The sequence below is a fragment of the Aeromonas sp. FDAARGOS 1407 genome, assembly GCF_019048725.1.
Classification (GTDB): Bacteria; Pseudomonadota; Gammaproteobacteria; order Enterobacterales; family Aeromonadaceae; genus Aeromonas; species Aeromonas enteropelogenes.
Map to the genome: position 1 here is coordinate 2,800,489 of NZ_CP077399.1, position 19,235 is coordinate 2,819,723.

General features: G+C 56.2%; 8 protein-coding genes and 3 pseudogenes. 10 read left to right on the forward strand and 1 reads right to left on the reverse strand.

The features are described from left to right. Positions 1-573 precede the first annotated feature (573 nt). The 8 genes and pseudogenes from I6L37_RS13375 to I6L37_RS22085 form a co-directional block, all read left to right on the forward strand. On the forward strand, positions 574-1,503 hold the full coding sequence (locus I6L37_RS13375) for a TIGR01212 family radical SAM protein (protein WP_042028790.1): 930 nt from the start codon (positions 574-576) through the stop codon (positions 1,501-1,503). Positions 1,504-1,890: 387 nt separating this feature from the next. Further along, on the forward strand, positions 1,891-4,035 hold the full coding sequence (locus I6L37_RS13380) for a type I secretion system permease/ATPase (protein WP_216992104.1): 2,145 nt from the start codon (positions 1,891-1,893) through the stop codon (positions 4,033-4,035). Then, a pseudogene (locus I6L37_RS13385) lies at positions 4,028-5,350 on the forward strand (HlyD family type I secretion periplasmic adaptor subunit); the annotation flags it as partial. The gene I6L37_RS13380 and the pseudogene I6L37_RS13385, both read left to right, overlap by 8 nt. A gap of 70 nt (positions 5,351-5,420) precedes the next feature. After that, a protein-coding gene (locus I6L37_RS13390; protein ID WP_099368947.1) for an IS3-like element ISKpn10 family transposase occupies positions 5,421-6,508 on the forward strand; the annotation gives its coding sequence in 2 pieces (ribosomal slippage) (positions 5,421-5,673 and positions 5,673-6,508; 1,089 coding nt in all). Between the two features lie 192 nt (positions 6,509-6,700). Next, positions 6,701-8,020 (forward strand): TolC family outer membrane protein, encoded by a 1,320-nt coding sequence (locus I6L37_RS13395; protein ID WP_042071778.1) that lies wholly within the window; start codon positions 6,701-6,703, stop codon positions 8,018-8,020. Positions 8,021-8,133: 113 nt separating this feature from the next. After that, the gene (locus I6L37_RS13400) at positions 8,134-8,901 is read left to right on the forward strand and encodes a transglutaminase-like cysteine peptidase (RefSeq protein WP_254203489.1); all 768 of its coding nucleotides are present in this window, start codon (positions 8,134-8,136) and stop codon (positions 8,899-8,901) included. 3 nt (positions 8,902-8,904) lie between these two features. Then, positions 8,905-10,830: an EAL domain-containing protein gene (locus tag I6L37_RS13405; RefSeq protein WP_216992105.1), complete on the forward strand. Its 1,926-nt coding sequence runs from the start codon at positions 8,905-8,907 to the stop codon at positions 10,828-10,830. 272 nt (positions 10,831-11,102) lie between these two features. Next, positions 11,103-11,510, forward strand: a pseudogene (locus tag I6L37_RS22085) (retention module-containing protein); the annotation flags it as partial. Here I6L37_RS22085 and I6L37_RS22090 read toward each other — a convergent pair. After that, positions 11,433-11,648 carry a hypothetical protein gene (locus I6L37_RS22090; protein ID WP_254203580.1) on the reverse strand — a complete coding sequence of 72 codons (216 nt, stop codon included), beginning with the start codon at positions 11,646-11,648 and terminating at the stop codon, positions 11,433-11,435. The pseudogene I6L37_RS22085 and the gene I6L37_RS22090 sit on opposite strands and share 78 nt — an antisense overlap. A gap of 21 nt (positions 11,649-11,669) precedes the next feature. Here I6L37_RS22090 and I6L37_RS22095 point away from each other — a divergent pair. Together I6L37_RS22095 and I6L37_RS22100 are read left to right on the forward strand one after the other, a co-directional pair. Continuing rightward, positions 11,670-11,921 (forward strand): annotated as a pseudogene (locus I6L37_RS22095) (cadherin-like domain-containing protein); the annotation flags it as partial. Between the two features lie 264 nt (positions 11,922-12,185). Beyond that, the gene (locus I6L37_RS22100; protein WP_254203581.1) at positions 12,186-19,217 is read left to right on the forward strand and encodes a DUF5801 repeats-in-toxin domain-containing protein; all 7,032 of its coding nucleotides are present in this window, start codon (positions 12,186-12,188) and stop codon (positions 19,215-19,217) included. Positions 19,218-19,235 lie beyond the last annotated feature (18 nt).

The window sequence follows — 19,235 nt, forward strand, 5'->3', positions numbered from 1 at the left end:
AACAGACTGCATAAATTGCGATTGGCTCTTGTGGTTCCGTCCGCCTGAGGTGGCGAATCTCCAAACTAATGGGATTTTTCGGCAAGGTCAATTGGACAACCGGGCTGTTTGCAATGTTACATACGCATAACAAAATATGGGTTTGCAGAGTGATATTGTGACTTTATGTTGGTTTATTTTGTTATTTTTTAATTTTGTAGATGGATAATCCAGATTGTCAGACTTTGATGGTGAACTCCCTCTGTGACGCAAGGTGTAGTAATTTTACCAATCTCGGGCCGGGAGAGGTGCAGACGATCACATTTCGCGCACCTCTCCCTTGCATTTATGAACTATTGCTACTCTTAAAAATTTTTATTGTTCAACAATAGTTTATCGCTGGTTTTGTTGGCCGGATAAAAGCGTCACAGCAGGCCACAGAGGTTTCAAAAGCGTCGGTAAGCGGGTTGTTTCATATATTTATCCGACAAAGAGTGAATATTTATATGTTTTCTTGCTCTTACCTTCCCTTGATCCAGCGCAGCGCCGGTTTTGCGCAAACTCGTACAATGGCGCTCCTTTAGCGGAGGAGCCATGCAGTTACACGAACTCGTCAATACATTCGGTCAGGATCTCAAACAGCGCCACGGTCAGAAGATCCACAAGCTCTCCATCCACGGTGCTTTTACCTGTCCCAACCGGGACGGCACTCTGGGGCGTGGCGGTTGCACATTTTGCAATGTCTCCTCGTTTGCCGACGAGTCGGCTCAGCAGCTCTCCGTCGTGCAGCAGCTGCTGGCCCGCCGGGATGAAGTGACCCGAGCCAAGCGCTATCTCGCTTATTTTCAGGCCTATACCAGCACCTACGCGGAGGTGGAGTACCTGCAGCGGATGTATGAAGAGGCCTTGTCGGTCAGCGACATGGTTGGATTGTGCGTCGGTACCCGGCCCGACTGCGTGCCGGATGCAGTGCTGGATCTGCTGGCAGGCTATCAGGCCCGTGGTTACGAGGTGTGGCTGGAGTTGGGACTGCAGAGCGCCAACGACAAGACCTTGCAGCGCATCAATCGGGGGCACGGCTATGCTGCCTATGTCGATGCGGTTACACGGGCCCATCAGCGGGGGATCAAGGTGTGTGCCCACCTTATCGTCGGCTTGCCCGGCGAGGTGCCGATGGACAGTCTGGATACCCTGCATCGCATCGTGGAGACGGGGGTGGAGGGGATCAAGCTGCATCCGCTCCACGTGGTGCAGGGCAGTACCCTTGGCAAGGCATGGCAGGCCGGAAGGCTGGAGGTGCTGACTCTGGAGCAATATGTGGAGGCGGCGGTCGCCATGATCCAGCACACGCCCCCCGAGGTGGTTTATCACCGCATCTCGGCTTCGGCCCGCCGGCCGACCCTGCTGGCGCCGGCCTGGTGCGAGAACCGCTGGACGGCCATGGCGGACATCGCCAAGGCATTGGAGAAGAGTGGCCCGCAAGGGCAGGCGCTGGGACGTCCCTTTACACTTTGCGTCCCATAATTGAGTTCGAAATTAATATTTCTTAGTAAAACAGACGGTTATATAAAAAAGTTTGTATTTTTTAACTATAGTTTTGTCATCGTCAGGCTATTATAGTGATGCGCCGTGAGAACAAACGCTATCAAACAAGTCCGGTTTCATCCCGTCATGATGTGTAGCCAGTCATAGATATCCATCCCCTCTGTCTGCTGTGATGCACCATGAAGGGGGAGGGCTGAGCCGCACCTTATTTAGGAGTGCGGTCATCGGAGGAGGGTCATTGATGTCAGCCTTGGTCTGCTGAGCCGACATCCTGATGGTATCGTGGTGTTCTCTTTGAGTCGCTATGCCGGGGAATACGAACAGATACGTTTCGTACCGACCTCATTTATGCCGTGACAGGATGCTATGCAAGCAGAAACTAGTCGTATCGATGAACTGTTGGAATGTCTGGTCTTTCTGACCCGCTTCTATGGTGTGCCCAATAGTCAGGATGCCCTGACGAACGGACTTCCACTGGTATCCGGTCGTCTGACCACCGCCCTGTTTAGCCGTGCGGCCGAACGGGGTGGCCTCTCTGCTCGCGAGGTCATCCAACCCCTCGAAGAGATCCCCCCCCTGCTGTTGCCCTGCGTGTTGCAGATGCAAAATGGCAGTGCCTGTATCTTGCTGGAGTGGAATGACGACAGAAGTCAGGGGCGCGTCATCTTCCCGCAGGCAGGGGATGCGGCACAGTGGGTATCGACGCCCCAGCTGGGGGATGAATATCTTGGCCGCCTTTTCTATGTGAAAAAGCAGTTCAAGTTTGATGACCGCTCTCCCAAGGTGCTGGAAACCCGCAACGGGCACTGGTTCTGGAGTACCTTGTTCGAATCGCGCGGCATCTATCGCGATGTGCTGGTCGCTTCCATCCTCATCAACCTGTTTGCGGTGGCCAGTCCGCTGTTCACCATGAACGTCTATGACAAGATAGTGCCCAACCTGGCGTTTGATTCGCTCTGGGTGCTGGCTGTCGGGGCCATGGTGGTCTTTACCTTTGACTTTGTGATGCGCCAGCTGCGCAGCTACTTCATCGATATTGCGGGCAAAAAATCAGATGTGCTGCTGTCAGCAAAGATTTTCGCCAAGGTGATGGGGATGCGGATGGAGTCCCGCCCAGCCTCTACCGGGGCATTTGCCAAACATCTGCAGGAGTTCGAGTCGGTGCGGGATTTCTTTACCTCCGCCACGGTATCGACCCTTATCGATCTCCCCTTTGCGATATTCTTCCTCTTCATCATCTGGGTGTTTGCCGGCGTCATGGTGGTGGTCCCCATCGTCGCCATCCTGATCCTGATCGCATACAGCTTCTATATCCAGGGGCCTCTCAAGCAATCCATTGAAGAGGGGTCGCGCCTCGCTTCCCAGAAAAACGCCAATCTGATCGAGAGCATCTCCGGGCTGGAAACCGTCAAGATCTTCGGCGCCGAGAGCATGTTCCAGCATCGTTGGGAGCAGGCAGTGTCCCACATCTCTACCTGGGGCGTGCAGACCCGACGCATCACCAACGCCATGTCGTCCCTTGCCAGCTATATCCAGCAGATGGTGACCGTGGGGCTGGTGATCGTTGGCGTATATCAAATTTCCGAGGGGCTGGTCACCATGGGGGGCATGATTGCCGCCGTGATGCTCTCCAGTCGCGCCATCGCCCCCATGGTGCAGCTCTCCGTGCTCTCTACCCGCTATAACCAGGCAAAATCTGCGCTGGAGATACTCGAAAAGATCATGCAAACCCCCGGTGAGCAGGATGAGGGCAAACAGTATATTCACCATCCTGTCATCTCGGGGCGGATCGAGTTTGACAATGTTTCCTTCAAATATCCCGGGATGGAAACCAGCACCCTGCACAATATCAATTTACGCATTCAGCCTGGTGAGAAGGTCGCCATTATCGGCCGGATCGGGGCAGGCAAGACCACGCTGGAGAAGCTGTTGATGGGGCTCTATCGGCCCACTGATGGCTCGGTTCGTCTCGACGGATTCGAGCTGGATCAACTGCCTCCTTCGGTTATTCGCCGCAATATCGGTTGCGTGCCCCAGGACGTGGTTCTCTTTTTTGGCTCGGTAAGGGACAACATCATGCTGGGCAACCCGCTGGTGGACGACGTGCGGGTATTGCGAGCCGCCAAGCGGGCAGGGGTGACCAACTTCACCAATCGGGATCCCAACGGGCTGGATCGCCAGATTGGGGAGGGGGGACGCCAGTTGTCAGGGGGTCAGCGTCAGGCGATCTTGCTGGCTCGTGCGCTGCTCAATGATCCTCCCATTCTGGTGATGGATGAACCTACTTCCAACATGGACAACCAGTCCGAGATGCAGGTCAAACAGGAACTGGCCAGACTGGGGCCGGAAACGACTCTCATCCTGATCACCCACAAGACCTCCATGCTGGATGTGGCCAGTCGGGTGATTGTGATCGAACAGGGGCAGATTGTTGCCGATGGTCCCAAGGAGGTCATCTTGCAGCGGCTTAAAGAAGGCAAGGTCCGTGTGCAGGAGGTCTCCCATGGTTAAGGGATTGATGGACAGGGTGAAAGGCACCAGAAAATCCCCCTCTGGCGAGGTGTTGCCATCCCCCGAACACCTGGAGTTTGTTGACGACGGCGCTGCGGCGGTACTGCTTACAACCCCTACCCGGGCGAGGATCTTGCTGTGGTGTTGTTTCCTGTTCTTCATGAGCGCTATCGTCTGGGCGTCGTGGGCCGAACTGGATGAAGTGACGGTTGGGCAGGGCAAGGTCATCCCTTCCCGTCAATTGCAGGTGATCCAGAACCTGGAAGGGGGGATCGTCAAGGAGATCTTCGTCAAGGAAGGGGACATCGTTGAGAAGGGGCAGCCTCTGCTGCGTATCGACGACACCCGTTTTCGTTCCGATTTTCGGGAGCGGGAAAAAGAGCTGGTCACCCTGAAAGGGGATGTGGCGAGACTGCGTGCCGAGATGGCCAGCGTCGAGGTGAAAAACGATCCCGCACTGGGGTGGCGTGATCAGGTGACGGTGACAGAGGTGCCGATCCAGTTTCCCGAGGGTTATGAGAAGGTCTTCGTCGAATATGCGAACCGAGAGCGATCCGTGCAAAAGGCGCGTCTCAACAACCTGAAAAATCAGCTCTACATTCTTGGTCAACAAATCGAGCAGAAAGAGCAGGAGCTGATCGAGCTCAATGCCAAGATCCGCACCGTGAACCGTAGTGTGGATCTGGCCAGGCAGGAGCTGAACATCAGTCGCCCTCTGGCAAAAGAGGGGATAGTACCGCAGGTGGAACTCATCAAATTGGAGCGGCAAGTGAATGATATGCAAGGGGAGCTGGAGAGTAACCGACTGCTGATCCCCAAGCTTAATTCGGTGCTGCGTGAGACCATTTTCAAACGCAATGATATCGCGCTCAAATTCAGGGCCGACTCGCAAACCGAGCTTAACGAGAAACAGGGCCAGTTGGGTCAGTTGTCAGAAGGGCAGGTCGGCCTGCGCGACAGGGTGGACAGAACCAGCGTGATTGCCCCTCTTAAAGGCACTATTAAAAAGCTCAAGATCAATACACTGGGTGGTGTGGTCCAGCCAGGGATGGATCTGATGGAAATCGTCCCCTTGGAAGATACCCTGCTGGTCGAGGCCAAGATTTCCCCGAAAGACATCGCATTTCTACGTCCGGGGCTGAATGCCGTGGTCAAGATCACCGCATATGATTTCACCATTTACGGGGGATTGCATGGTAAGGTTGAACAAATAAGTGCGGACTCCATCCAGGATGAGGAGGGGAATTCCTTCTACCTGGTTCGCGTGCGAACTGAAAAAAGTTACTTGGGGGATGAGCTAAACGCACTTCCCATGGTAATCCCCCCGAAAAACCAGGGTGCTCATAAGTAGAATTTTCCCGTACCTTGAACGCAGGAGGTTCTACATGAAAACATCACGCTTTAGCGATACCCAGATCATCGCCATCCTCAAACAAGCTGAGGCTGGAGCTCCCGTCCCGGAGCTCTGCCGCGAGCATGGCATCAGCACGACCACCTTCTACAAGTGGCGTTCCAAATTCGGGGGGATGGATGCCTCCCTCATGGCTCGACTCAAGGAGCTGGAGGACGAAAACCGCCGCCTCAAGAAGATGTACGCCGAGGAGCGCCTCAAGGCAGAGATCATCACCGAGGCCATGGCAAAAAAGTGGTAACGCCATCTGCCCGCCGGGAGATGGCGACCAAAGCCGTGACTCACTACGCCATATCCATCCGTCTGGCTTGCCGGATCTTCAAGGTCAGTGAAAGCTGCTATCGCTATCAGCCCGTGCTGGTCGATGAAAACCAGGAAATTGCCGATTGGCTGCTACGTATCACGGCCAGCCAGCGCAACTGGGGCTTCGGGTTATGCTTTTTGTACCTGCGCAACGTCCAAGGCTTTGGCTGGAATCACAAACGGGTATACCGGATCTATCGGGCGCTGGAGCTCAATCTGCGGATAAAACCCAGGAAACGGTTGGTTCGGGCTAAGCCAGAGCCGTTGGCGGTTCCCGACCAGCCTAATCAGTGCTGGTCGATGGACTTTATGCATGACCAGCTCAGCGATGGCCGCTCGGTGCGGCTGTTTAATGTGATCGATGACTTCAATCGTGAAGCGCTGTGCATCGAGGTGGATTTCTCCTTACCCGCCTCACGAGTCAAACGGGCGCTGGAGCAGGTGATCACGTGGCGAGGTAAGCCCGCCATTATCCGATGTGACAATGGCCCGGAATACATCAGCGAAGAGCTCAAGCGATGGGCGAAACAGGAGGGGATAACCCTGGGCTATATCCAGCCAGGAAATCCGCAGCAGAATGCCTACATCGAACGGTTTAACCGCACGGTGCGCTACGACTGGCTGGGCCATTACCTGTTTGAGTCACTGAATGAACTACAGGAGTTTGCCACGAACTGGCTGTGGGTTTATAACCATGAGCGGCCCAATATGGCGCTGGGTGGCTACACGCCGAAACAGCGTCTGGCACAGGCCGCATGACCTCTACTTTTGAATGCCCCTAAAAATGGGGGGATTACCCCATCATCCCCGGTATGTTAGCTAGTGCGGATATCATTACTGGCAAGAAAAGTGTTCTAGACTATCTACTTAAGCCTATATTGCGGGCCAAACAGTCTGCACTTCGAGAACGATAAGCCAACAATCAGAAAACAAAACATGACTGGAGATAACATGAAAAAAACGATTGTTGCCATGCTGGTTAGTGGCGCCACTCTGCTGCCTGCGTTGGGACAAGCCCAAACGCTGGAGGAGTCGGTAGGACTGGCACTTTCCACTCACCCCAAGATTAAAGAAGCGTTTGATCTTTATCAGGCGCGTCTCTATCAACACGATGGTGCCAAGGGAGGCTATTATCCGACAATCGATTTGCGTGGTGGCGTAGGTTATGAAAAAACGGATAGCCCCTCGACCAGGCTCAATCCGAATAGCGATGACTCCATGACGCGTAAAGAAGCAGGGATCAGCTTGCGTCAGATGTTGTTTGACGGGTTCGATGTCAGCAACAACGTCTCCAGAACCGAGGCAGAAGCCAATGCCCAACGTCTGGCAATGATCTCCGAAGCCGAGAATACCGCCCTGCGGGTAGCCGAGGTATACCTCAACATGCTGCGCCAGCAGGAGATCCTGGAGCTCTCCAGACAAAACCTCGAGACTCATGAACAGATCCGCAGCGATATCCAGAAACGGACGGACTCGGGCTTGGGCTCAACAGCTGACCAGACCCAGATCGATGGCCGTGTTGCTCGTGCATACGCCAACCAGGCTGCTGCCGAGAACAACTACCGTGATGCGGAAAGTGAATTTATCCGCGTCGTCAACGAGGTACCAAAAGATTTGGTGCAGCCAGTGCCCAATGCCGAATTGCTGCCAGCCAGTCTGGACAATGCCCTCAAGGTAGCGACCGAAGTGCATCCAACCCTGCTCTCTTCCCTGCAGGATATCGAGGCGGCCAAATACCAGCATGAAGGTGCCAAATCCGGCTTCTATCCCAATGTTACCTTTGAGGTTGATCAAAACTGGAACGAAGACATCGATGGGGTGAAAGGTCGCAACGATGATCTTACTGCCATGGTTCGAATGCGTTACAACCTGTTTCGTGGCGGCTCTGATGTCGCTGAAAGCAATGCGACCTCGGCACTCTATTCCCAGGCGAAAGACATTCACCTGAATGCTTTTCGCCAGGTAGAAGAGGGCACCCGTTTGGCATGGAACGCCAAGGATTCATTGACCAAGCAGAAGACCTTTTTGAAAGAGCATGTGGACGCGAGCTACGACACTGTTCAGGCATACAAAAAGCAATTTGGTCTGGGTCAACGTACCTTGCTGGATGTGCTGAACACCGAGAACGAACTGTTTGAAGCTCGCCGCAGCTATATCACGGCAGAATATGATGCATTGCTGGCAGATTATCGCATCCTGAATGCGACTGGCAGCCTGCTTAATGCATTCAATTTCAAACAGCCGACTGAATGGCAAGCCAAGCAACAATAAGCTAGCGCTCTTTTCTCAGCGCAGAAAAATAGCGTCGGCGGGGTGGCCGTACCTATGCGGCTACCCTGCCCAAACCAAAACTGGCCGTGTTGTTCAGGAGTTCTCCACCCACGATGCAGCAGATGAACGATGAGACCTTCAAGTGTCTATCTGGCGATCACTCTGGTGTCCTGCCCCTTGTCAGCCGATATGTGAGTCGTGCTCTGCGCTATGTCTTGTTGCTATGGCTTCTTCCCATTTCCCTTCTTTTATCTGCCAGCCAACCGTTGAGCCAGGAAGACATCCAACTGGTCAAACGTGCTGAACAAACCTATGGGGGACGGGCCGGGAAAAGGGTGACGACCTGGCGTACTCTGGTCGAGCAGAACCGCACAGCCGGCTTATCCGAGCGGCAGAAGCTGGAAAAGGTGAATCAGTTTTTTAACCAGATGCGTTTTATCGACGATAGCAAGTTGTGGCGCAAAAAGGATTACTGGGCAACACCACTGGAGTTTCTGGGGGCATCCGGAGGCGACTGCGAAGATTTCAGCATCGCAAAATATTCGACCTTGCTTGAATTGGGTATTCCAGATGAGAAAATGCGGATGGTATATGTCAAGGCACTCGATTATAACCAATTCCACATGGTCGTTGCGTATTATGAAACCCCTGCATCAGTACCGGTTATATTGGACAACCTGATTGGCTCCATTCGTCCGGCAACGCAACGACGGGATCTGGTCCCTATTTACAGTTTTAACGGTAGTCACTTGTGGTTGATGAAAGCACGTGGTCAGGGTGAACTGGCCGGGCAATCATCTCGCTTGGGATTATGGAATGATCTACGCAATCGCATGACATCGGGGCGATTGGCTCGGCCTGTGATGAATTTGGATGACTAACCTATGACGCTCTATCGACAGTTATTGGCAACCATGCTGCTGCTGTTTGGATTGCTATTCGCGGCTACCTACTGGGTACAGTTCAATTCAACGCGATCATATCTTGCACAGCAGCAGGAAACTACGGTGATCAACACCGCGACTTCATTGGGACTGGCATTGACACCTTATCTGGAAAACGGGGACAAGGTGGGTGCTGAGTCAGTGATCCGGGCCATTTTTGATGGTGGTTATTATCGCCTGGTTCGCCTGGATCTGCTTGCGTCCAAAGATGTGATTGAAGAGGAGAACACCAGTCAGATCCAGGGGGTTCCTGACTGGTTTATCGAATTGGGGCTGTTTCCGGAAGTATCCAATGAGTCAATTTTGACGTCTGGCTGGCTGCAACTGGGCAAACTCAAGGTGGTTGGCCATCCAGGACAGGCTTATCACGAGCTTTGGGTCGGGATGAGCGAGCTGGCGACCTGGTTTGTGGTTGGCTTCTTGATTACGACCATCCTGCTGATGCGAGCCCTCAATTTCCTGCTGAAGCCGCTTAAGCAGATTTGTGAGCAGGCAGTTGAAATTGAGCTGCACCATTTTGGTCATGCCATCCCCGAGCCAAAAACCTATGAATTGAAACAGGTGGTGCAAGCGATCAATATTTTGTCCGGCAAGCTGGCTGTGCAATTTAAAGAGCAAGCCGATGAAGCTGAGAAATTGCGTGAGCGTGTTTATGTCGATGCCGTTTCGGGTCTGGGTAATCGGGCCTATTTTGTCGGGCAGGTAAATGCCTGGATTGCCGAAGCGGGGCAGGGTGGTGTGATGCTGGTTGCAGTCGACATTCTTGAAGATATTTATCGGGAAGAGGGTTTTGCCGCCCGAGACAATATGGTCAAGTCGATTGCCCAAGTGCTGCAGGAGCAACTGCAAGGGTGGAGTGGGGCTGCAGTGGCCCGCATTTCTGCGACAGAATACGCCTTGCTTTGTCCAACCAACGATCTTGCTCAACTTAAAGAGCTGGCCCAGCTGATTAATACCCGTATTGCGGATCTGGTCGTCAATCCCATGGATGAAGGCAAGCCTCTTTCTGTGATTGGTATTGCTGGCCGGGATGGTAATGATGATCTCTCCGCCTTGCTGACCAAAGCTGACAATGCTTTGGGCAAGGCACGCAATGAGCGGCGCGGAGCAGTCGTGATGGAAGGAGGAAACAGTCAGGGCATGATGGGACGCTTGGCATGGCGAGATCTGGTGCAAGATGCCATTGCCAATCAACTTTGGCGTTTTAAGGCACAACCCGCTTGTCGTTTTGATGATGGTGCTCGTTTGCATGCCGAGTTGTTTGCTTCCATTTCCCGCGATGGAAATGACTATTTCGCCGGACAGTTCATGCCGGCCATTGAACAGTTTCAGATGGGGAGTGAGTTTGACAAGGCCATTCTTGATGCCAGCACAGCATTGTTGCAGCGTGAACCCGAGCTGACGTTGGCCATCAATATCACCGCAGGCGCTCTGTGTTCAGAGGTATTTTTAGGGTGGTTGCCTACCTTCCTGGCCAGCCATGATGATTTTCAGGAGCGTCTGCTATTTGAAATTCCGGAAGCGGCGATCGTGAAACACAAAGAACAAGTCACCGCTTTTGTGAATGTCTTGCGTGAACATGGCTTCGGGTGGGGGGTGGATCACTATGGTCGCCACTTCCAGTCTCTGGGCTATCTTGAAGAGCTGGCACCAGCTTATGTCAAGGTGGATCACGGTTATACCAGTCAAGTGATGGAGCCCGGGGCGGATACATCCTTCCTGGCGGCTGTATGCCGTGCCGCTCATAACGCCGGGGTGCTCACCATTGCGACCCGGGTCGAAGATCAGGAGCAGGTTGAGGTGTTGTCCCAATTGCATATCGATGGATATCAGGGATTCGTCCACCCAGCCTTTCCCTTGTCCTGAAAAATGACAAATGAGTCAATTAAAAGGCCCCATTGGGGCCTTTTTTATTGAAATGGATGAAGGAACAAGCCTGTTTATAGTAGCATTTGGAAGTCAGTGTCTCGTATGGGCATTGATCAACCATGTGAAATGTATAGAGAAAAACAATCCGTTCGATTTAATGCAATCACCTTCAGTTTGACATGCTGTCCATATAAATTTTTGCAACGGTAAGGGTCACAGATAGCTTCTATGTTGTATGCATCAGGATCTGTCACCTTGGAGCAATGGATATGCGTACCCAAATCATCGACAAGACCGTTGTAGTCTCGGCCATTGAAGGCAAAGTGGAAATTGTATTGGCGGATGGCAGTAGTCGGCCGCTACAAAAAGGTGAAATTCTGCAACCTGGGGCCAAGCTTAACATTGCTGACGACGCCAAATTGGTTTTGATGCCCTACGATGACACCCCCTCTCCTGCATCGCCCGATGCAACAGCTCCCGATGTTCCAGCATCAGGGCCGCAACAAACAGCAGAAGCAGGCACGGGATTACCTTCAGATATCGCGGCTTTGCAACAATCAATCTTGCAAGGGGTAGACCCGACGCAAAACTTTGAGGCGTCAGCTGCCGGTGGAGCACCTGCTGCGGGTGGTGGCGGGATCGGTGGTGTTGCGGGAACCAGTGGTAATGGTGGTTTTGTCACTATCGATCGGATTGGAGATGCCACGATTGCTGCAGCCGGTTTTGACACCACCTATCAGGCTGAACCCGTTGTCGACACCCAACAATTCGTAGAGCCATTGCTGGTCAACGAATTGGCCGATGAAGGAGAGCAACTGACCGTTCCCGAAGATGGCGTGTTGAATGGAAATTTACTGACTAATACAACCAATCCAGATGGTCCGAATGCAGCAACAGTGGTCAGCTTCAGCTGGGGGGACAATCTCAGTGTCACGGTAGGCACCAGCATCACGATTGATGGTATCGGCACCTTGGTCGTTAATGCGGACGGTAGTTTCACCTTCACCCCCGCGCCCAATTATGACGGTGCGGTTCCTCCAGTGATTTACAGCGTGACTGATGGTACAGATACGGTTCAGTCAACCCTCGTCATTTCAATTACACCTGTTGATGAACCCGTTGAGCTGGGTGGTCTGGCGCTAGCAGGAGGAGAACTCACCCTTAATGAGGCAGCGTTGGCTGGCGGGAGTGCGCCTAATCCCTCAGCACTGACACAAAGTAATGTCTTTACCTTCAATGCTCCTGACGGGGTGCAAAGCTTGACATTGAGTGGTGTCACGCTGATTGCAAATGGACAGCCGGCCACAACCTTCCCTCTGACGATTGTTAGTCCGCTAGGCAATCAACTGGTCGTGACGGGAATTAATTTCAACTCGGTCACAGGGGCTGGCAGCGTGAGCTACAGCTACACCCTGCTCGACAATGAAAATCATGCCCAGCCAGCCAATGACACCTCGCTTGCCGAGAGTTTTAACGTTGTACTGACCGATACCGATGGTGATACCACCAATGGCTCCCTTGATGTCACGATCTTGGATGATGTTCCGAGTGCAGCAGTTGTTTCTAATTCTGATGGGTTAGGCGCTGTTTCAGTAGATGAAAGTCTGCCCGGCCTGGGTGGCGCCGGCAACGACGGGGTGGCCAGTGCCACCTTGCAGGCTGCGACGGTACAGGCCCAGTTTGCCAGCGTCTACGGCGCCGACGGAGCGGGCAGCATCGGCTACAGCCTGGCGCTGAGCGGCAGCAACGTGGCAAGCGGCCTCTATGCGGTGGATCCGCTGGCTGCCAACGGCCAGGGGGCGGCCATCCTGCTCAATCAGGTGGGCAACGTCATCACCGGCAGCGCGGGCGGGGTGGATTACTTCACCCTGACCATCAACCCGACCAGCGGGGAAGTGACCCTGGCCCTGCTGAACAACGTCTGGCATGGCGACACCAGCAATGCAGATGACAGCGTGGCGCTGACCCTGGGGCAGGGCGTGCTGACCCTGGTGCAGACCGTGACCGACGCCGATGGCGACCGCGCCAGTGCGGCGGTGGATCTGGGTGCCAACAGCGTGTTCCGCTTCGAGGATGACGGCCCGAGCGTGACCATCAATGTGGTGGCGGACGGTGACATCACCCTGACCACCCAGGATGCAGACACCATCGGGCCGAACACCGACACGGCCAGTGCCAGCTTTGCGGCGGCGTTCCTGGCGGCGGCGGTGCCCAGCTATGGCGCGGACGGTCCGGGCACCACCACGGTGAGCGGCTACAGCCTGAGCGTGACCGACAGCAACAGCGGGCTGACCAGCAACGGGCTGGTCATCACCCTGGCCATGGATGGCGACGACGTCGTGGGCTCGACCACGGACGGGGAGGTGTTCCGCATCAGCGTGGCGAGTGATGGCACGGTGACGCTGACCCAGTCGGCAGAGCTGGACCATCTGCCGGAGGACGTGGACAACAGCAACGACAACAGCCTCATCAGCCTGACCAGTGGCAAGGTGTTGCTGAGTGCGACCGTGACGGTGGTGGATGGCGACAACGACACCGCGACCGGGACGGTGAGTGCGGACCTGGGTGGCAACATCAACTTTGAAGACGATGTGCCGAGCGTGACCATCAATGTGGTGGCGGACGGTGACATCACCCTGACCACCCAGGATGCAGACACCATCGGGCCGAACACCGACACGGCCAGTGCCAGCTTTGCGGCGGCGTTCCTGGCGGCGGCGGTGCCCAGCTATGGCGCGGACGGTCCGGGCACCACCACGGTGAGCGGCTACAGCCTGAGCGTGACCGACAGCAACAGCGGGCTGACCAGCAACGGGCTGGTCATCACCCTGGCCATGGATGGCGACGACGTCGTGGGCTCGACCACGGACGGGGAGGTGTTCCGCATCAGCGTGGCGAGTGATGGCACGGTGACGCTGACCCAGTCGGCAGAGCTGGACCATCTGCCGGAGGACGTGGACAACAGCAACGACAACAGCCTCATCAGCCTGACCAGTGGCAAGGTGTTGCTGAGTGCGACCGTGACGGTGGTGGATGGCGACAACGACACCGCGACCGGGACGGTGAGTGCGGACCTGGGTGGCAACATCAACTTTGAGGACGATGTGCCGAGCGTGACCATCAATGTGGTGGCGGACGGTGACATCACCCTGACCACCCAGGATGCAGACACCATCGGGCCGAACACCGACACGGCCAGTGCCAGCTTTGCGGCGGCGTTCCTGGCGGCGGCGGTGCCCAGCTATGGCGCGGACGGTCCGGGCACCACCACGGTGAGCGGCTACAGCCTGAGCGTGACCGACAGCAACAGCGGGCTGACCAGCAACGGGCTGGTCATCACCCTGGCCATGGATGGCGACGACGTCGTGGGCTCGACCACGGACGGGGAGGTGTTCCGCATCAGCGTGGCGAGTGATGGCACGGTGACGCTGACCCAGTCGGCAGAGCTGGACCATCTGCCGGAGGACGTGGACAACAGCAACGACAACAGCCTCATCAGCCTGACCAGTGGCAAGGTGTTGCTGAGTGCGACCGTGACGGTGGTGGATGGCGACAACGACACCGCGACCGGGACGGTGAGTGCGGACCTGGGTGGCAACATCAACTTTGAAGACGATGTGCCGAGCGTGACCATCAATGTGGTGGCGGACGGTGACATCACCCTGACCACCCAGGATGCAGACACCATCGGGCCGAACACCGACACGGCCAGTGCCAGCTTTGCGGCGGCGTTCCTGGCGGCGGCGGTGCCCAGCTATGGCGCGGACGGTCCGGGCACCACCACGGTGAGCGGCTACAGCCTGAGCGTGACCGACAGCAACAGCGGGCTGACCAGCAACGGGCTGGTCATCACCCTGGCCATGGATGGCGACGACGTCGTGGGCTCGACCACGGACGGGGAGGTGTTCCGCATCAGCGTGGCGAGTGATGGCACGGTGACGCTGACCCAGTCGGCAGAGCTGGACCATCTGCCGGAGGACGTGGACAACAGCAACGACAACAGCCTCATCAGCCTGACCAGTGGCAAGGTGTTGCTGAGTGCGACCGTGACGGTGGTGGATGGCGACAACGACACCGCGACCGGGACGGTGAGTGCGGACCTGGGTGGCAACATCAACTTTGAGGACGATGTGCCGAGCGTGACCATCAATGTGGTGGCGGACGGTGACATCACCCTGACCACCCAGGATGCAGACACCATCGGGCCGAACACCGACACGGCCAGTGCCAGCTTTGCGGCGGCGTTCCTGGCGGCGGCGGTGCCCAGCTATGGCGCGGACGGTCCGGGCACCACCACGGTGAGCGGCTACAGCCTGAGCGTGACCGACAGCAACAGCGGGCTGACCAGCAACGGGCTGGTCATCACCCTGGCCATGGATGGCGACGACGTCGTGGGCTCGACCACGGACGGGGAGGTGTTCCGCATCAGCGTGGCGAGTGATGGCACGGTGACGCTGACCCAGTCGGCAGAGCTGGACCATCTGCCGGAGGACGTGGACAACAGCAACGACAACAGCCTCATCAGCCTGACCAGTGGCAAGGTGTTGCTGAGTGCGACCGTGACGGTGGTGGATGGCGACAACGACACCGCGACCGGGACGGTGAGTGCGGACCTGGGTGGCAACATCAACTTTGAGGACGATGTGCCGAGCGTGACCATCAATGTGGTGGCGGACGGTGACATCACCCTGACCACCCAGGATGCAGACACCATCGGGCCGAACACCGACACGGCCAGTGCCAGCTTTGCGGCGGCGTTCCTGGCGGCGGCGGTGCCCAGCTATGGCGCGGACGGTCCGGGCACCACCACGGTGAGCGGCTACAGCCTGAGCGTGACCGACAGCAACAGCGGGCTGACCAGCAACGGGCTGGTCATCACCCTGGCCATGGATGGCGACGACGTCGTGGGCTCGACCACGGACGGGGAGGTGTTCCGCATCAGCGTGGCGAGTGATGGCACGGTGACGCTGACCCAGTCGGCAGAGCTGGACCATCTGCCGGAGGACGTGGACAACAGCAACGACAACAGCCTCATCAGCCTGACCAGTGGCAAGGTGTTGCTGAGTGCGACCGTGACGGTGGTGGATGGCGACAACGACACCGCGACCGGGACGGTGAGTGCGGACCTGGGTGGCAACATCAACTTTGAGGACGATGTGCCGACAGCCAAGGACAATAGCATCGTCATTACTGAGGCGGGCTTGCCGCCTTTCAACCTCGTCATGGTGATCGATACCTCGGGCAGCATGTTGTGGCAGATAGGTACGACGTCAAATGGCTCGCCAAACCGTCTGGAACTGGCCAAGGATGCCCTGAACCACATGATCGACTCGTATGTGGCGCTGGGGGTTCCATTGGTCATTACGGTCATTGATTTTGCCAGTGGTGCAGTCCTGATCCCGCAAACCAGTGATCCTGATGTGGCCAAGGCCAGCATTTCCGGTTTGCCGACGGATGGCGGTGGTACCAACTACAACGCCCCCCTGGTACTGGCACAGAATCAACTGACAACGGATTTGGCAAACCCTGCCTTGGCCGGGTATGAAACCAAGGTCTATTTCCTGTCGGATGGTGCGCCCAATGAAGGCAATGTTCCCGCCGGCTGGACCAGCTTTGTGAACACCAACAACGTTGAAGTTTACGCCGTTGGTCTGAACGTGAGCGGCAATGTCTCGGCGATCGCCCAGCTGGGACTGGTGGAGGACAACGGAGATGCGGTGACGCTGGTCAACAATATCTATGACCTGGATGCCACTTTGCAGGCGACTGTGCCGCCTCCTGCCACTGGCAATGTGATCACGGATGTGGATGCGACTGCCGGCGTGGACAGCGCAGGCGCCGATGCCCCCGCAACCGTGTTCCAAGTCAGCTTCACCGTCAGCAATCCGGCTGCGTATGTGGGGGTTGCCGACAGCATCAATGGCAATGTCGTGACCTTCCTGGTGCAAGGAGGAACAACAGGTCCCATGACTACGCCTTTGGGTGGCCAGTTGGTGGTCAATGCCGACGGCTCCTACTCCTACACACCGCCCAATGATGTAGCAGTGGATACGTTGGAGACCTTTACCTACACCATAGTTGATGCAGATGGTGACACCTCCAGTGCCTTGCTGAAGATACTAGTGCTGGATACCACACCGATCACGGCCTCCGTATTCGAGGATGGCTTGCCCACAGGCTTGCCTGGCAACGACCCGTCCCTGACAACCGTGGGCGGCTCACTGGCCCATATGGTGATTGACAGCGCTGGCGTCAATTTCGGTGTTGGCAGCACAGCCGGCTTGCCGGCGTTGACCTCAGGCGGTGTGCCGATCACCTACAGCATCGTCCATGGTGTCGGGGTGGATACCCTGGTGGCCATGGCCGGCAGCAAACCGATCTTTACGCTGGCGGTGGAGGCGGATGGTGATTACACCTTCACCCTGCAGGGGTCGATAGATCATGCTCAGGCTGATGGCAATGATCTAGAACTGAAGGCATTGAACCTCTCCAGTGCGATCACTGCTCATGAAGGACCGGACAATGTGACTCTGGTACGGGATTTCATCGTGCAGGTAGAAGATGATGTGCCCCTTGTCATGACGCCCGCAATGGGAGTCATGCTGAACCAGTCCGGGCTTACTGAGACCTTCCTGCTGGATGGCGATGGCTCGCTGTTGAACAACTACGGGGCTGATGGTGGTTCGATCCGCTTTGACAGCAGTCTGAATGGCAGCAGTGGCCTGACCTCGGGTGGCTTGCCCATCACCTACGCTTTGTCGTCGGATGGTATCACCCTGACCGCTACAACGGCGGCCGGCACCGTGTTCATTGCCACCTTGCAGCCAGCATCCGGGACTTATCAGATCCAGATGATTGGCGAAGTTGACGGCGGGCAAACCACCATCGACTTCAACGGCGGCGGTTACAACTTCGTAGGCGGGAATGCGTCCTGGGCTGGTTTTAATACGGCAGCGAATGACAACAGCAAGGATCTGCTGCTGACGGCGATGACCAATGGTGTGGATGGCGGTACCGTCAACACCTCTGCCAACACGGGGGGGATCAGTAACGGTTCATCCGTTGGGTTGGGTGAGGCGATGCGGATTGACTTTGTCATCGACCTGACCGGCAGCCCGGTCAGTGGTGGCTCCTACGGCGTCCTAGCCAACCAGACCCATGCCTTTGAGGCTCACTACGATGTAAATGGGGCCTCCGCCATGTTTACGGCGATCAATAGCAGCTCCAGTGTAAAACTGGTTGCCCGTCAGGATGTGGACAATGACAACGATATTGGCGATGGCAACAAGGAGTCGCTGACTGCCGTGGCAATCAGTTACAACGGTTCAACCAAGATCGTCAGTATCGGAGCCGGAATGTCCCAAGTTGTCTCGGTGGGAGGCCACAGCTTCACGGTCAACTTTACCGATGACGATCCGACCGCTGGCGTGGCTTATGTCGCGACAGTCGCCGGAGTGATCTCCAATACCAAACTGGCGGCGTATACAGCAGATGGTTACAACAGCCTGGAGTTCCACTATGCCGCAGGGAGCACCTTCAAGATTGGCGACTTCGGCTCCAGCGTGGCGACTCCGGGTATTCCGGTCAACTTGCAGTTGCCGGTCACGCTGACGGACGGCGATGGCGATGCCGTTCACAGCAACATCGGTCTGAGCCTGCTGCCGGATGCCCCCTTTAGCGTGGACTACGAAGACTCCGCCAGTGTGGTGAATGTGACCTTGGCCAGTACGCAAGGGCACGCCATCGGCTCGGACTTTGGAGACAGCATCACGGGCAACAGCTTGGATAACATCCTGTCGGGTGGTGATGGTGATGACCTGCTGTACGGGATGGGAGGCAAAGACACCCTGGTTGGCGGGTCGGGCAATGATGTGTTGGATGGTGGCAGCGGCAACGATACCCTGTATGGGGAATCCGGCAATGACACCCTGATCGGCGGAATTGGCAACGACATATTGCAAGGAGGAGATGGCAACGATCTATTGATCGGTGGTCTGGGCAGCGACACCATGACGGGTGGTGCGGGCAGCGATACCTTCAAGTGGATTGCTGGCGATGCGGATGGCAGTACCGACACCATTACCGACTTCACGCTGGGCAACCCGTCCAACGGGGGGGATGTGCTGGATCTGTCGGATCTGCTGGTTGGTGTCCCCTCGGGGTTCAACAACAATGATTTGGCCACGGTGCTCAACAACTATCTGCAGTTCGACACCACGACCAACAAGCTGACCATAGACACGAACGGATCGGCGAGTGGTGGCTCTCAATTGACCGTCCAGTTCCAGGGCAACCTGGATCTGGATCAAAACGGAGGGCTCACAACCAACCACGACATCATCAAGCAAATGCTGGATGACGGTAACCTCAAGGTTGATCCGTAGCCAGGAGTCGGGGCCAGG

Excerpts from the sequence above, each read along its gene's own strand:
- I6L37_RS13375 (WP_042028790.1), top strand. The coding sequence starts at position 574 with ATGCAGTTACACGAACTCGTCAATACATTCGGTCAGGATCTCAAACAG.
- I6L37_RS13380 (WP_216992104.1), top strand. The coding sequence starts at position 1,891 with ATGCAAGCAGAAACTAGTCGTATCGATGAACTGTTGGAATGTCTGGTC.
- I6L37_RS13395 (WP_042071778.1), top strand. The coding sequence starts at position 6,701 with ATGAAAAAAACGATTGTTGCCATGCTGGTTAGTGGCGCCACTCTGCTG.
- I6L37_RS13400 (WP_254203489.1), top strand. The coding sequence starts at position 8,134 with ATGCAGCAGATGAACGATGAGACCTTCAAGTGTCTATCTGGCGATCAC.
- I6L37_RS13405 (WP_216992105.1), top strand. The coding sequence starts at position 8,905 with ATGACGCTCTATCGACAGTTATTGGCAACCATGCTGCTGCTGTTTGGA.